General features: G+C 64.5%; 11 protein-coding genes and 1 tRNA gene. 9 read left to right on the forward strand and 3 right to left on the reverse strand.

Translation table 11 applies throughout. The features are described 5' to 3' along the window. The first annotated feature begins 5 nt into the window (after positions 1–5). Positions 6–725, forward strand: a complete 720-nt coding sequence (locus tag ACO59D_RS09870; RefSeq protein WP_485126830.1) for a GntR family transcriptional regulator — start codon at positions 6–8, stop codon at positions 723–725. Positions 726–887: 162 nt separating this feature from the next. Here the strand turns inward: ACO59D_RS09870 and ACO59D_RS09875 are convergent, their stop codons facing one another. From ACO59D_RS09875 to ACO59D_RS09885, 3 genes are all read right to left on the reverse strand, one after another. Continuing rightward, on the reverse strand, positions 888–1,523 hold the full coding sequence (locus ACO59D_RS09875) for a metal-dependent hydrolase (RefSeq protein ID WP_485126831.1): 636 nt from the start codon (positions 1,521–1,523) through the stop codon (positions 888–890). Positions 1,524–1,545: 22 nt separating this feature from the next. Continuing rightward, positions 1,546–2,343, reverse strand: a complete 798-nt coding sequence (locus tag ACO59D_RS09880) for an HAD hydrolase family protein (protein WP_485126832.1) — start codon at positions 2,341–2,343, stop codon at positions 1,546–1,548. 215 nt (positions 2,344–2,558) lie between these two features. Beyond that, positions 2,559–4,175: an alpha-glucoside-specific PTS transporter subunit IIBC gene (locus ACO59D_RS09885; RefSeq protein ID WP_130812759.1), complete on the reverse strand. Its 1,617-nt coding sequence runs from the start codon at positions 4,173–4,175 to the stop codon at positions 2,559–2,561. Positions 4,176–4,273: 98 nt separating this feature from the next. Between ACO59D_RS09885 and ACO59D_RS09890 the strand changes: the two genes are divergently transcribed. The 8 genes from ACO59D_RS09890 (at position 4,274) to gltA (ending at position 13,188) form a co-directional block, all read left to right on the forward strand. Further along, a tRNA-Gln gene (locus ACO59D_RS09890) sits at positions 4,274–4,348 on the forward strand. Between the two features lie 224 nt (positions 4,349–4,572). Then, complete coding sequence (locus ACO59D_RS09895; protein WP_485126833.1) at positions 4,573–5,568, forward strand: ribose-phosphate diphosphokinase; 996 nt, start codon at positions 4,573–4,575, stop codon at positions 5,566–5,568. Positions 5,569–5,988: 420 nt separating this feature from the next. Beyond that, positions 5,989–7,383, forward strand: a complete 1,395-nt coding sequence (glmU, locus tag ACO59D_RS09900) for a bifunctional UDP-N-acetylglucosamine diphosphorylase/glucosamine-1-phosphate N-acetyltransferase GlmU (protein WP_485126834.1) — start codon at positions 5,989–5,991, stop codon at positions 7,381–7,383. Positions 7,384–7,390: 7 nt separating this feature from the next. Continuing rightward, positions 7,391–8,890, forward strand: coding sequence for an alpha-amylase (locus tag ACO59D_RS09905; protein ID WP_485126835.1), 1,500 nt, complete (start codon positions 7,391–7,393; stop codon positions 8,888–8,890). A gap of 59 nt (positions 8,891–8,949) precedes the next feature. Next, positions 8,950–9,987 (forward strand): asparaginase, encoded by a 1,038-nt coding sequence (locus tag ACO59D_RS09910; protein WP_485126836.1) that lies wholly within the window; start codon positions 8,950–8,952, stop codon positions 9,985–9,987. Between the two features lie 118 nt (positions 9,988–10,105). Continuing rightward, the gene (gene pth / locus ACO59D_RS09915) at positions 10,106–10,678 is read left to right on the forward strand and encodes an aminoacyl-tRNA hydrolase (RefSeq protein ID WP_485126837.1); all 573 of its coding nucleotides are present in this window, start codon (positions 10,106–10,108) and stop codon (positions 10,676–10,678) included. 273 nt (positions 10,679–10,951) lie between these two features. Continuing rightward, positions 10,952–11,794, forward strand: coding sequence for a sulfide/dihydroorotate dehydrogenase-like FAD/NAD-binding protein (locus ACO59D_RS09920; RefSeq protein WP_130812753.1), 843 nt, complete (start codon positions 10,952–10,954; stop codon positions 11,792–11,794). Continuing rightward, positions 11,782–13,188: an NADPH-dependent glutamate synthase gene (gltA, locus tag ACO59D_RS09925; RefSeq protein ID WP_485126838.1), complete on the forward strand. Its 1,407-nt coding sequence runs from the start codon at positions 11,782–11,784 to the stop codon at positions 13,186–13,188. The genes ACO59D_RS09920 and gltA overlap by 13 nt, the downstream gene beginning before the upstream one ends. The last annotated feature ends 343 nt before the right edge of the window (positions 13,189–13,531 follow it).

Raw genomic sequence — 13,531 nt, forward strand, 5'->3', positions numbered from 1 at the left:
ACCATATGCCTAAGGCAATCTTTGAGGGCATCTACCGTGACCTCAAGGGCAAGATTCAGGAGGGAACCTACTCCTACCAGGAGCTTCTTCCCTCAGAGGGAGAGCTTACGACAGAGTACGGCTGCTCGCGCAACACGCTGAGACGGGCGGTCTCCATGCTTGCGGATGACGCGTACGTGCAGCCCATGCATGGGCGGGGGGTACGGGTTATCTGGCAGCGCGAGTCCCGCAGCGCCCAGGGCTCGCTTGAGGGTGTCGAGTCTTTTGGCGAGTATGCGCGCAGAAACGGCCTTGTCCCTGACACGCAGGTAAAGTCATTTGAACGCGTCACCTGCGACGCGGGGCTTGCGCGGCGCACCGGTTTTGCCGAGGGTGTCGAGCTCGTGCGCATTGTGCGCGTGCGCACGCTGGATGATGTTGCCCGCCAGGTCGACCATGACTACTTCCTGGCATCTGCCGTTCCAAGGCTCACCGCCGAACAGGCTGAGAAGTCCGTCTATAGCTACCTCGAGAAAAACCTGGGGATGCGCATTCTCACGAGCCGACGCCGGATCACGGTGCAGCTTGCAACCGACGAGGACTGCAGCTACATGGACCTCGACCCCTACAACTGCGTAGCCGTGGTCGAGAGCCAGTCCTACAACTCTGACGGCGTGATGTTCGAGTACACGCAGGTACGCCACCATCCGGAGATCTTCTGCTTCACTACCGTCTCAAGGCGGTAGGCACGGCAGGTACGCAGGTCTTGGCTGCATGGCTTCACGGCGCGTTGGCGCCGCAAGGCGCACTCTGCCGCGCTTCTTCGCCGGTTAGGAATCCCCCGGACGCCTAAGCCCGTCTGACCGGCGATTCCCCACGTCCTGATGACGGCCGCGCAGGCCCAGCGACTACAGCCACCCCACGAGCAGTGCGGCCGTGGCGAGAGCCCCCAGGGCGAGAAGCAGCCCGTCCACCACGCCCCCGACCTTGCACAGACCCAGCGACTGACCCTTTGACACGGGCCAAAAGATGCGCTCGGGCATCCTGTTGGGAAGGTCAATCACCAGGTGAGACGCATATCCCACCGTAAGGGCAAGGGCAAGCCCCGGCAGCGCGAGATACGCTCCCGCAAAGAAGAGGAGCGTTGCGACAAGCGAGTGCGAGAAGCCCCTATGACCAGATGCCCGCCCGCAGGCAAGCACCGCCACAATCACGGCAAGCCCTGCGACCTGGTGCATCCCCGCAGCACGCACGAAGGCGACAATCTGCTCGCCGAGGTCGCCCCCAAGGGGCGCATCCGCGGCAAATGTGGCAGCAACCACGGCAACGAGAAGCCACCATGCCCTTCTGAGCTGCTGCGATGCCACGCTGGTCGAAACGTCGGCATCGGGGAGGAGGCCTCCTGCCCCACCGGCGGCAAGGCATGCCAGCGACGAAGCCTGGCCCGCAAGCACCGGGACCCCGCCCATCAGCGCCACCGGGACGTGCTTAGCAACCGCAAGGGCGGCCGCAGCCCCAACGGCAATGTGAGTCTTCCCCGTCATCGCAACACCAACCCGGACACGCCTAAATGAGACCCAGTCTGGCGAGGGCCGTGGCCACGCCGTCGTTGCCCACGGTATCGGTCACGTAGGTCGCAGCCTCCCTCACCGCCGGCGCGGCGTTGCCCATCGCCACGGACACGTCAACCTGTTTGAACAGGCTAAGGTCGTTCTCGGAGTCCCCAAATCCATAGGTGGCGCCCGCGTCGCCCAGGTAGTCGAGAATCGCCTTCACGGCGTCGCACTTGCAGTTCTCCGACAGCCCTACCTCGCTGTTCCCAAGCTCAAGCCCCGTGACGGAGAGCCCTACCACACCGGAGAGCCTCTCGGCCACGGCTTTCGCGGCAGACGTTGGCAGCACGACTTTGTGCACGCGTCCGCCCGGAATGAGCCGCAGGGCCTCGCCCACGTTCGCGGGAGACGGCTGGTGTGTGCCGACGGCACCCCCACGCACGTCAACGGAACCATGGGTGGACTCCAGAAGGGCACCCATACCGGTCTGGGAGAGAACCGCATCAACGCAGGTCAGGACCTCTGTCGGCAGGGCGACGTCCCGAAGGACGCGGTCCCCTACCCTCACATACGCACCGGCCAGGCAGGCCATGCCCGAGAAGGGCAGGGCAGCCATCTGGGAGTGGACATCCTGTGGCGCGCGCCCCGTGCAGATGAACGCACGGTTGCCCTTGGCCACAAAGCGCTTGATGGCGTCTGCCACGGCTGGGCTTGGGGCCGGCGAGAGCTTGCGCTCCCCGTCACCCATCTGCTCGCGGGAAACCGGATCGGTCCAGCCCAGGGTCCCATCGATGTCAAAGAACGCTGTCACGCGCTCGCCCACGGCAGGCCTCGTCTCTCATCCCTACGGCGGGGTGCGGGCGGGCTTGCTCGCGACACCGCATCTTCGCCGGTGCAACTTACCTGCTGTCATTCAACCACTTGTTCAAACCCACAACAAGGGGGCCTACATATCAGACATGTTATCCAATAAGTTAGAGCGACCCAGTATGGCGGCATCTGTTGCGCCCCCGACGCCCGCCACGCTCACTCACCCATCCCCAGAACCTTCTGGATTCCCTCCGCCACCTGTATCACGTTGAGCCCCACGATCACCTGTACCGCACGTCCGTTGCATATGGCACCACGCGCGCCAGCGGCCACGAACGCCCCGTTCGCCGCAACGCGTCCGGGGTCATGCACGTCCACGCGCAACCGCGTGGCACAGCTGGTGATACCCCCGATGTTCTCCGCACCACCCAGCAGCTCAGCCAGGCGGGTGGCAAAGGCATCCGTCTGGTCGCCGTCTGCCTTCTCGCCCGCAGCTCCCAGCCGCCTGCCATCCTGCGCGCGCGGCATGCCATGGGCGTCACGGTACTCGTCCTGCGTGTTCAGACGGATGTCCTCCTCGTCAGTGCGGCCAGGTGTCTTGAAGTCGAAGCGCAGAATGAGAAGGCGGAAGACCAGAAAGTAGATGACCGTATAGCACAGGCCAATCCCCAGGGCCACGAGGTAGGTCTGACCGTGCGTCGCCGAAAGGGGCACAAAGTCGAGCGATGACATCTCGATAAGCCCGCCCGAAAAGACGCCCACCACGCCAAAGGCGTTCATGGTCATGGAAAGGCAGGCGGCGAGCGCAGCATGGACCACAAAGAGCTGCGGTGCCACAAAGAGGAAGGTGTACTCGATGGGCTCGGTAACGCCGCAGAGAATAGAGGTGAGCGTCACGGGGACGAGAAGGGCCAGCACACGCTTGCGACGCTCGGGCTTGGCCGTGACGTAGAAAGCGGCCGCAATGCCTGGGATGCCGAAGAGCTTGGACCAGCCCGTCGCCGTAAGCGAGGCCCAGGGCGCAAGCTCTGCAAGCGGCCTGGTGGAGGCCGCCATCTGGGGCAGGGCGTTTGCCCAGGCAGCGTAGATGCCGCCCTGCACTATCACGTTGTCGTAGTAGAACGGCGCGTAGAGCAGGTGGTGTAGGCCAAACGGGATGAGCACGCGCTCAAGGAAGACGAAGACCCCCACGCCCGCCGAGCCCGCATCGAGAACGAGCTGCTGGAAAACGCGCATGCCAAACTGGACCTTGGGCCAGACCAGCACAGCCACACCCGCCAGCGGCAGCATCACGACGAACGAGACCATGTACACAAACGTCGAGCCCGAGAAGACCCCGAGCCATTCGGGGAGGCTGGTGTCAAAGAGCCTGTTGTGCAGCGCAATGACCACGCCGGAGACGAGAAGCGCACCCGCAATGCCCATGTCGAGCGTGCGTATGCCGGCTATGGCCACGATGCCCTCGGAGGTCCCGGCGGTTGCCGAGAAGTCAACGCCCAGTTCAGGTGCCCACGCCGAGAGCATCGAGCTCACGAAGTAATTAAACGTGAGATATGCGACAAACGCCTCAAGGCAGCAGCGACCGGCCTGCTTCTTGGCAAGACCGATGGGAAGCGCAACGGCAAAGAGCAGCGGCAGCTGATTGAAGACCGTCCACCCACCATCAAGGAACACGGTCCAAAACTTTGTCCAGGCGGTACCTGCCGCCGCAATGGGCCCCATGATGGGCTCGGTGGTGAAGAGCGTCCCCAGTCCCACCACAACCCCCGCGAAGGCGAAGAGCATGGCAGGGGTGAAGAGGGCACCGCCAAACCGCTGAATTGCTTTCATCATGCTATGATCTCCCCTCTCGACACGAGGAGCGCACTCTCCCGCGCACCCACACTCTGATACACTAGCCGAGAAGCCCGCTCGGCGGGCGCCACACGCACTGGGGTATCGTCCAACGGTTAGGACACGGGTTTTTGGTGCCTGGAATGTGGGTTCGAATCCTACTACCCCAGCCAATCCCTTCTCGCACACACCTCTTGGCCCGGCAGCCAAGCCATGGCGCCACACTTCCCACAGGCAAAAACGCATGCCCCGCCAGCCCTGGGATCTTCCCAAGGTCCTCCTGGGATGAGAATGAAGCGCTCATGTAAGGTAGCGGCAGGCGCATGAGCTACGCTATCATCGTGCCTGCGAGAACAACCTGAATAACCTGGCATAGGAGACGGAAGGACGGCAGCCGATGTACGAAGACCTGAGCAAGCCCACCACCTACCAAAAGGAAATCAAGCTTTACTCCGGTACAAGCAACCCCAAGCTCGCCCAGGACATCGCAGGCATCCTCCAGCTCCAGCTCCAAGGTCTCAAGATCGAGAAGTTCGCCAACGGGGAGATCTACGCTCGCTTTGAGGAGTCTGTCCGCGGCGACGAGGTCTTCTTCATCCAGACCATCGCCGGCAAGAACGTGAACGACCTCATCATGGAGACGCTCATCGTGGCCGACGCCGCCACCCGCGCAAGCGCGGAGAGCTTCACGGCTGTCATCCCCCACTACGGCTACGCGCGCCAAGACCGCAAGGCCTCAAGCCGCGAGCCCATCACCGCCCGCCTGGTGGCCAACCTTCTCGAGGCTGCCGGCGTAGACCGCGTCATCACCCTCGACCTGCACTCTGGCCAGATTCAGGGCTTCTTCGACATCCCCGTGACGCACCTCACCGCCCTCTACAACTTTGGTGACTACTTCAAGACCAAGCACTTCGACTGGGACAACACCGTGGTGGTCTCGCCCGACATGGGTCGCGCAAAGGTTGCCAAGAAGCTTGCGGACTACCTTGGCTGCGAGGTGGCAATCGCCCACAAGAGCCGTCCCAAGCACAATGCTGCCGAGGTCATGGGCGTCATCGGCAACATCGTGGGCAAGACCTGCATCATCAACGACGACATGATTGACACGGGCGGCACCCTTGTGGGCTCCATCAACAAGCTCAAGGAGATGGGCGCCGGCGACATCTACGTCTCTGCCACCCACGGCATCTTCTCCGGCCAGGCCGTCGAGCGCCTGCAGAACGCGCCCATCGTCGAGTGCGTGGTCACCGATGCCATCCCATGCGAGGCGGCAAACAAGCCCGGCTCCAAGATCAAGCAGATCAGCATTGCCGAGCCCCTGGCAACGTGCATCTACAACGTCTACGCCAACAACTCGGTCTCCCAGGGCGCGGCGGGCCACTCCGAGGTCTGACGGATGGCGGACAAGAAACCCCAGGCAAGCGAGAGGATCATCGACGCCGCCGAGGAAGCCCCCGCGGCGTCGCTCTCGTACGTGTAGCCTGCATGATGCTCCTGGTGGCACTCGCTGAGGGCGCGGGCTTTGCGCTGGACGCTATGGGGGCTTCTCGGCTGTTCGGCCCCCTGGGGCCAACCGCAGGACCTTGGCCCCATCGACTACCTTGCGCCCCACACCAGCGCTCTGGGCGCTCCTGGCGCTTCCCATTGGATGGGCGCTCGTCCGCACCGCAGCAGCGCGCGGGCACGGCAAGGGAATGGCAGGCCGCACGTCTCAACCATATGCCTGAGCTATCATTGAGCCGTCATGCAGCCCCTCGGCACAGGTCGGGGTGGCCTTGCAGCCCCTAAACCACCACGAACGTAGGAGGCAGCCATGCCCGTCACCGCGATCGTCCTTGCCGCCGGCGAGGGAACGCGCATGAAGTCACATCACCCCAAGGTCATGCACGAGGTCCTTGGCAAGCCCCTCGCATGGTGGGTTGTCGACGCCGCCCGCAAGGCCGGCGTCGACCGCATCGTGCTTGTCGTGGGGAATGGCGCCGATGAGGTTCGCTCCTGCTTCGCAGACGAGAAGGGCGTCGAGTTTGCCGAGCAGACCGAGCGCCTGGGAACCGGCCACGCCGTGCGCGTGGCGCGCGACGCCCTGGGCGGCTTTGCCGGGCCCGTGGTGGTTCTCAACGGCGACCTTCCACTCATTCGCCCGCAGACCATCTCGGCCTTGGTTGACGCCACCCGTGCGAGCCACAGCGCCTGCACGCTGCTCACCATGACCCCGCCCGACATTGCGGGCTACGGCCGCGTTCTCATCGAGGACGGCAAGGTGCGCGCCATCATCGAGGACAAGGACTGCACGCCCGAGCAGCGCGCGACGCTTCTTGAGTGCAACGCCGGCGCCTACTGCTTCTGCGGCGAGCGCCTCTCGTCCGGCATCGACACGATCACGAACGACAACAGCCAGGGCGAGTACTACCTCACCGACATGGTTGGCGTCTACGCGGACATGGACGAGCCCGTCTCGGCTGTCCACTGCGACGACTACGAGGAGCTCTTGGGCGTGAATGACCGCGTCCAGCTGGCGCAGGTCACCAAGGTCATGCAGCGCCGCATCAACGAGGGCCTCATGCGCTCCGGCGTCTCGATGCTCGACCCCGACCAGGTCTGGATTGGCCCTGAGGCACGCGTTGGCAAGGACACCGTCCTCCTCCCCCAGACCTTCATCTGGGGCAAGACGTCCGTGGGCGAGGCATGCGTGGTTGGCCCCAACAGTCGCCTCGAGGACGCGACGGTGGGCAACAACTGCACCGTGGACGAGACCGTAATCGTAGACTCCGCTATCGACGACGACGTCAACTGCGGACCTCGCGCCTACCTGCGCGGCCACACCCACCTCCTTCGCAGTGCCAAGGCCGGCACGCACGTGGAGCTCAAGAACTCCGTGGTCGGCGAGGGCTCCAAGGTGCCACACCTCTCCTACATTGGCGACACGCAGATGGGCTCCGGGGTGAACATCGGTGGCGGGTCGATCACCTGCAACTACGACGGCGTGCACAAGAGCCGCACCACCATCGGCGACGGGGCCTTCATCGGCTCTGACACCATGATGGTCGCACCCATCAGCATTGGCGCCGGCGCCATTACAGGTGCCAGCTCCTGCATCACGCACGACGTGCCCGACGATGCGCTCGCCATCGAGCGCAGCAAGCAGAAGAACGTCGAGGGCTACGCCATCGCCCGTCGCGAGCGCCTGGGTATCAAGCCCCGAAAGTAGGAGACCCATGGCAGTCAACACGAAGAACGGACTCATGCTCCAGGCCTTCTCCTGGTATCTGCCAGCAGACGGCCAGCACTGGCGCCGCCTCGCCAAGATGGCCCCACGCTTTGCGGAGAAGGGCTTCACCTCGGTCTGGATGCCGCCTGCCTACAAGGGGCGGGCGGGCGCCGAGGACGTGGGCTATGGCGTCTACGACCTTTGGGACCTCGGCGAGTTCGACCAGAAGGGCTCGGTACGCACCAAGTACGGCACGCGCCACGAGTACCTGGCAGCCATCCGCGCCATCCAGGAGCAGGGCGTCAACGTGCTTGCCGACGTGGTCCTCAACCACCGCATGGGCGCAGACGGCACGCAGCTGGTGCTGGCACAGGAATGCGACGGCCAAGACCGCATGCAGACCGTGGGCGACCCGCGCGAGATTCGTGCCTACACGCGCTTCGAGTTCCCCGGCCGCGACGGGAGGCTCGACCGCTACCAGTGGGGCATCACGGATTTCACGGGCGTCGACTACGACGAGCTCGAGGGTCGCAACGGCATCTACCGCCTTGTGGGCAAGCAGTGGTCAGGCGAGGTGAGCCATGAGCTTGGCAACTACGACTACCTCATGGGCGCTGACGTCGACCTGGACGACCCGCGCGTGCGCAAGCAGCTCGCCACGTGGGGCGGCTGGTACCTGGGGCTTACCGGAGTGGACGGCGTGCGCCTGGATGCCGTGAAGCACATGAGCCGCTCGTTCTACCTTGACTGGCTCTCTCGCATGCGCGAGAAGACCGGCAAGGAGCTCTTTGCCGTGGGAGAGTACTGGTCCCAGAGCGTAGACGAGCTTCAGGCGTACCTTGGCCATGAGGGGGCCATGAGCCTCTTCGACGTGCCGCTCCACTTCAACTTCTACCACGCGTCAACGGCAGGTGACGACATCGACCTCGCACACATCCTGGACGGAAGCCTCGTGAGCGCCGACCCCGTTCACGCCGTGACCTTCGTGGACAACCACGACACCCAGCCCGACCAGGCCCTCGAGTCGACGGTCGAACCCTGGTTCAAGCCGCTTGCCTACGCGCTCATCCTGCTGCGCGAGGCAGGATATCCCTGCGTCTTCATGGGCGACCTCTTTGGCCTCCCCAACGACCAGATTCCGGCCGTTCCCGAGCTCGAGCTGCTCATGGAGGTCCGTCGCCGCTTTGCCTACGGCGAGCAGCGCGACTGGTTTGACGAGAAGGACCTCGTCGGCTGGACGCGCGAGGGCACCGCCCGACACGGAGTCTCGGGGGCGGCCATCCTGCTCTCCACGCGCGCGGGCAACGCCACAAAGCGCATGTGCGTGGGCGCGGGTCACGCGGGCGAGACGTGGCGCTGCGTGCTCGGCGTCGAGGGCACCGTGGCGATTGGCGAGGAGGGCTGGGCGGAGTTTCCCACCGGTGGCGCCAAGCTTACGGTCTACCTGCCTGCAACGGCGGCTGACAAGTTGGATAGCATCCCCATCCTGGTGAGGCCGGAAGCGTAGAACCGAGGGGTGCGTGGCCGGCACCTCTCGGCAGACGCACTTCTCGAACGGAGGGACGCATGAAGAGAATTCTCATGGTCGCCACGGGCGGGACCATTGCCTCCATGCCGGAGGCAGACGGTGGCGGCCTTGCACCGGCGCTCACCGGAGAGGAGCTGGCCGGCTACGTACCACAGGCATGCGGCCTTTGTGACCTGGACATCGTTCAGCCCATGAACATCGACTCCACCAACATGCGCCCGCGCGATTGGAGGCGCATCGCGGCAACGATCACGGATGCCTACAACGACTACGACGGCTTTGTTGTGCTGCATGGCACCGACACCATGGCCTACACCTCAGCGGCGCTCTCCTACCTCATCCAGGGAAGTCCCAAGCCCATCGTGCTCACGGGCTCCCAGCAGCCCATGGCCAACCCCTTCACCGACGCCAAGCTCAACCTCTACCAGTCGCTGCTCTACGCCACCGATGACGCCTCGCACGACGTGTCCATCGTGTTTGGGGGCTCCGTCATCGTAGGGACGCGCGCCCACAAGCAGCGCACAATGAGCTTCAACGCGTTTACCAGCGTGAACTACCCGCTGCCGGCAATCATCCGCAACAATCGCATTATCCGGGAGGGCCGGGAGGGCATGACCATCTCCGGAGCCGCGGGGGCGGGGAGACAGCGCCGGGGACGCCCGCGCGTCTACGAGCAGCTGGACGAGCACGTTGTAGTGGTGCGCCTCACCCCGGGCCTGGGGCCCAACATCCTTGACGCGCTGGGGCCAGACTACGACGCCGTTATCCTTGAGACCTTTGGCATCGGCGGCATCCCAGAGTGCAAGGATGCCCGCTTCGAGCAGGCGATCCTTGACTGGATCGGCTGCGGCAAGACCATCGTGCTCACCACGCAGGTCTCGGAGGAGGGCCTTGACCTGGGCGTCTACGAGGTTGGGAGTGCCTACGCCAAGGAGCCGGCCATACTTCGCGGTGACGACATGACCACAGAGGCCTTGGTGGCCAAGACCATGTGGGCGCTGGGACAGACGCGCGATCCGGCTGAGGTGGCAGAGCTCTTCTATCGGCCTGTGAACCACGATCGGGCCGTGCGGTAGATTCGAGTTCCGGCACGCCGAGGACGCCAGGGGCCCGGGGCGCCGTCCCGCCCCGCATGGCCTGCCCCCATGCGCTACCCTTACCGTGACCGCAAGCACCAACGGCGAGAGGAACGGCATGCCCGCACGCCCCAAGGAAATCCGGCTCGTGTGCGGCCTGGGAAATCCTGGCCAGGAATACGAGCACACGCGCCACAACATCGGCTTTGCCACTGTCGACGCCCTGGCAGAGCGGGCCGGCACGCGCTACTGGAAAAGCGAGGCCGGCTGCATGGTTGCCCGTGCGGCCATCGGCGGGCGTGAGGTCATTCTCGCCAAGCCGCAAGGCTTCATGAACACGAGCGGAGGGCCGCTCTCAAAGCTCATGCGACAGGAGCACCTGTCCCCCGCAGAGATCCTTGTGGTGCACGACGAGGTAGACCTGCCCGCCGGAGAGGTGCACGCCAAGTGGGGCGGCGGCCTCAACGCCCACAACGGCCTGCGCTCCATTGCCAACAAGCTGGGCACGAGGGACTTCTCGCGCCTACGCTGTGGCATTGGCCGCCCACCCGGGAAGATGCAGGTGGCAGACTACGTCCTACGCGAGCTCAAAGGCGGCTTCCTGGACGAGTTCCAGATCCTGGCCCAGGATGCGGCATCGCTTTGCGGCCAAATCATCAACGATGGCATGCCTGCCGACGCCCTGCGTTAGGGCGGCGCCGTCGGCCCCACACGCAGCCCGCAGCTGCTTGGCTCCACATGCTCTGCGGACAAGCGGGCACGCACCGCTCACCTCTGCGGACCGCTGCGTGCCCAACAGATGGAGTAACCGCGCAGGACGAATCCTGCTTCCTGCCAGCACCTCATTAAGTAGAATGGAAGTGTTTGCGTAGGTTGGGAAGCCTGCGCGACAAGGCATGGCACGTCAGCGTCGCAGATGACTGCGGCGCTACGGAACAGGCAGTTCAGGAGAGGAGTTTGCTTCATGTACAAGATCCTCGAAAAGACACAGTTCTCGGAGAAGGTGTTCAAGTTCCGCATCGAGGCGCCACAGATGGCCAAGCACGCACACGCTGGCCAGTTCCTGATGGTTCGCGCCAACGAGACCGGTGAGCGCGTACCGTTCACCTTTGCGGACTGGAACCCCGAAGAGGGCTGGGTCGAGTTCATCTTCATGGTGGTTGGCAAGACCACGAAGATGCTCTCCGGCTACGAGCCCGGTGACTCCATCGAGGACGTCACCGGACCGCTGGGCCAGCCCACGGTCATGGCTCCCGGGACCACCTGCGTCATAGGCGGCGGTGTTGGCCTGGCCATCGCGTACCCCGTTGCCCGCACGCTGGTGAAGACCGGCCACGAGGTACACGCCATCATGGGTGCGCGCACCAAGGACCTACTGCTGCTCGAGGATCAGTTCCGCGAACTCCTGCCCGATGACCACATCCACATCACCACCGATGATGGGTCCTATGGCGAGAAGGGCGTGGTCACCGTCCCGCTCGAGCGCCTACTCCAGGCCAAGGCCGTCGACGAGGTCTTCTGCGTTGGCCCCGTCCCCATGATGAAGTTCTCCACGCTCACGGCCGAGAAGTACAACACCCCCATCACCGCGTCGCTCAACCCCATCATGGTCGACGGCACGGGCATGTGCGGTTGCTGCCGCGTCGAGATCGACGGCGAGACCAAGTTCGCCTGCGTCGATGGCCCCGACTTTGACGCCACCAAGGTCGACTGGAACGACCTCCGCGCGCGCCAGGCCGCATATCGTACCGAGGAGGGCCAGTCCCTCAAGGCCTATGAGGAGGCGATGTGCGCATGCCACAGGTAAACGGTCGCTTTGTCCCCGACATGAAGTCTCCGCGCACTCCCGACAACGAGGAGCAGGCGGACGAGCGCGCCCGCGACTTCCGCCCTGTCGACAAGGGCTTCACCAAGGAGATGGCGCTGGCAGAGGCCGAGCGCTGCATGGATTGCAAGAAGCCGCTCTGCGTCGAGGGCTGCCCGGTCAACATCAAGATCCCCCAGTTCATCGAGAAGATACGCGCACAGGACTTTGGCGCCGCCCTCGACGTCATCCACGAGGACTCGATGCTCCCCGCAATCTGCGGCCGCGTGTGCCCGCAGGAGAGCCAGTGCGAGGGCCGTTGCATACGCGGCAGGAAGTCCGAGCCCGTGGCCATCGGCCAGCTCGAGCGCTTCCTGGGCGACCAGCCGGAACTTGCGAGCAGGCCCCAGATGAGGCCTGCCAACGGCAAGAAGGTTGCCGTCATCGGCTCTGGCCCCTCCGGCATCACCTGCGCCGGCGAGCTTGCTCGCAACGGCTTTGACGTCACCGTCTTCGAGGCGTTCTTCACCGGCGGCGGCGTGCTCGTCTACGGCATCCCCGAGTTCCGCCTGCCCAAGGCGGTCGTCAAGCGCGAGATCGACGGCCTCAAGGAGCTGGGTGTCAAGTTCGAGTTCAACTCCGTCATGGGCAACCTCGCCAACGCCGAGGAGCTGCTGGGCGAGAAGGGCTTCGATGCCATCTACGTGGCAACCGGTGCCGGCCTGCCCAAGTTCCTCAACATCCCGGGCGAGAACCTGCCCAACGTCTTCTTCGCCAACGAATACCTCACCCGCGTGAACCTCATGAAGGCGAACGAGTTCCCCAAGTACGACACCCCCACCAAGCACGCCAAGCAGGTCGTGGTCTTTGGTGGCGGCAACGTCGCCATGGACGCCGTGCGTACGGCCAAGCGCCTGGGTGCCGAGCGTGCCATCATCGCATACCGCCGCACCGAGGCCGAGATGCCCGCCCGTCGCGCCGAGCTTCACCACGCCAAGGCCGAGGGAGTCGAGGTCATGCCGCTTGTCTCGCCGCTTGAGTTCATTGCCGGCGAGGACGGCAACGTGTGTGCCGTGAGGGTCCAGAGGATGGAGCTGGGCGCGCCCGACGCCTCCGGCCGTCGTCGCCCGGTGCCCATCGAAGGGGCCATCGAGGAGATTCCTTGCGACGTAGCCATCTCCGCCATTGGCACCAACGCCAACCCCTTCGCCAAGAAGATCGGTGGCATGGACCTCAACAAGTGGGGCTACATCGTGGCTGACGAGAACGGCCGCACCTCCAACCCCCGCATCTGGGCTGGCGGCGACATCGTCACCGGTGCCGCAACGGTCATCCTGGCCATGGGTGCAGGCAAGACCGCCGCAGCAAGCATCACCGAGACGCTGGCCGCAGAGTAGCGCGGCACTTCTCGGCAACGCATGCCTACGCATACGGGCCCGAGGCCGTTTGGCCTCGGGCCCGTACTCCAATGTGGTGGAAAGGTCCTGGACGCGCGGAATCGAGACCGCACGGCACCTACCTGGGAAGGTTTTCCACCACCTCGCACGCATCCCGCTCGAAAGTCGCAAGGGCGGAAACGAATCCGTCCAGAGCCTCGCGAGCCGAATCCTCTGCGAGCCCCGTGGATATGAGAGAGACTGTTCCCAAGCCTCAGCATGTCCAGCCAAACCTCATCGTTTTTTATAGGCTCTTCCGCGTTTCTAGTGGGTAGCACGGGCAAGTGAGGTCTGCGCCGAGAAG

It is taken from the genome of Tractidigestivibacter sp. (assembly GCF_057241865.1).

What these genes read in the sequence shown, in the direction of transcription:
- ACO59D_RS09870 (WP_485126830.1), top strand. Translation starts at nt 6, where the DNA reads ATGCCTAAGGCAATCTTTGAGGGCATCTACCGTGACCTCAAGGGCAAG.
- ACO59D_RS09875 (WP_485126831.1), bottom strand. Translation starts at nt 1,523, where the DNA reads ATGACGGGGAAGACTCACATTGCCGTTGGGGCTGCGGCCGCCCTTGCG.
- ACO59D_RS09885 (WP_130812759.1), bottom strand. Translation starts at nt 4,175, where the DNA reads ATGATGAAAGCAATTCAGCGGTTTGGCGGTGCCCTCTTCACCCCTGCC.
- ACO59D_RS09895 (WP_485126833.1), top strand. Translation starts at nt 4,573, where the DNA reads ATGTACGAAGACCTGAGCAAGCCCACCACCTACCAAAAGGAAATCAAG.
- glmU (WP_485126834.1), top strand. Translation starts at nt 5,989, where the DNA reads ATGCCCGTCACCGCGATCGTCCTTGCCGCCGGCGAGGGAACGCGCATG.
- ACO59D_RS09905 (WP_485126835.1), top strand. Translation starts at nt 7,391, where the DNA reads ATGGCAGTCAACACGAAGAACGGACTCATGCTCCAGGCCTTCTCCTGG.
- ACO59D_RS09910 (WP_485126836.1), top strand. Translation starts at nt 8,950, where the DNA reads ATGAAGAGAATTCTCATGGTCGCCACGGGCGGGACCATTGCCTCCATG.
- pth (WP_485126837.1), top strand. Translation starts at nt 10,106, where the DNA reads ATGCCCGCACGCCCCAAGGAAATCCGGCTCGTGTGCGGCCTGGGAAAT.
- ACO59D_RS09920 (WP_130812753.1), top strand. Translation starts at nt 10,952, where the DNA reads ATGTACAAGATCCTCGAAAAGACACAGTTCTCGGAGAAGGTGTTCAAG.
- gltA (WP_485126838.1), top strand. Translation starts at nt 11,782, where the DNA reads ATGCCACAGGTAAACGGTCGCTTTGTCCCCGACATGAAGTCTCCGCGC.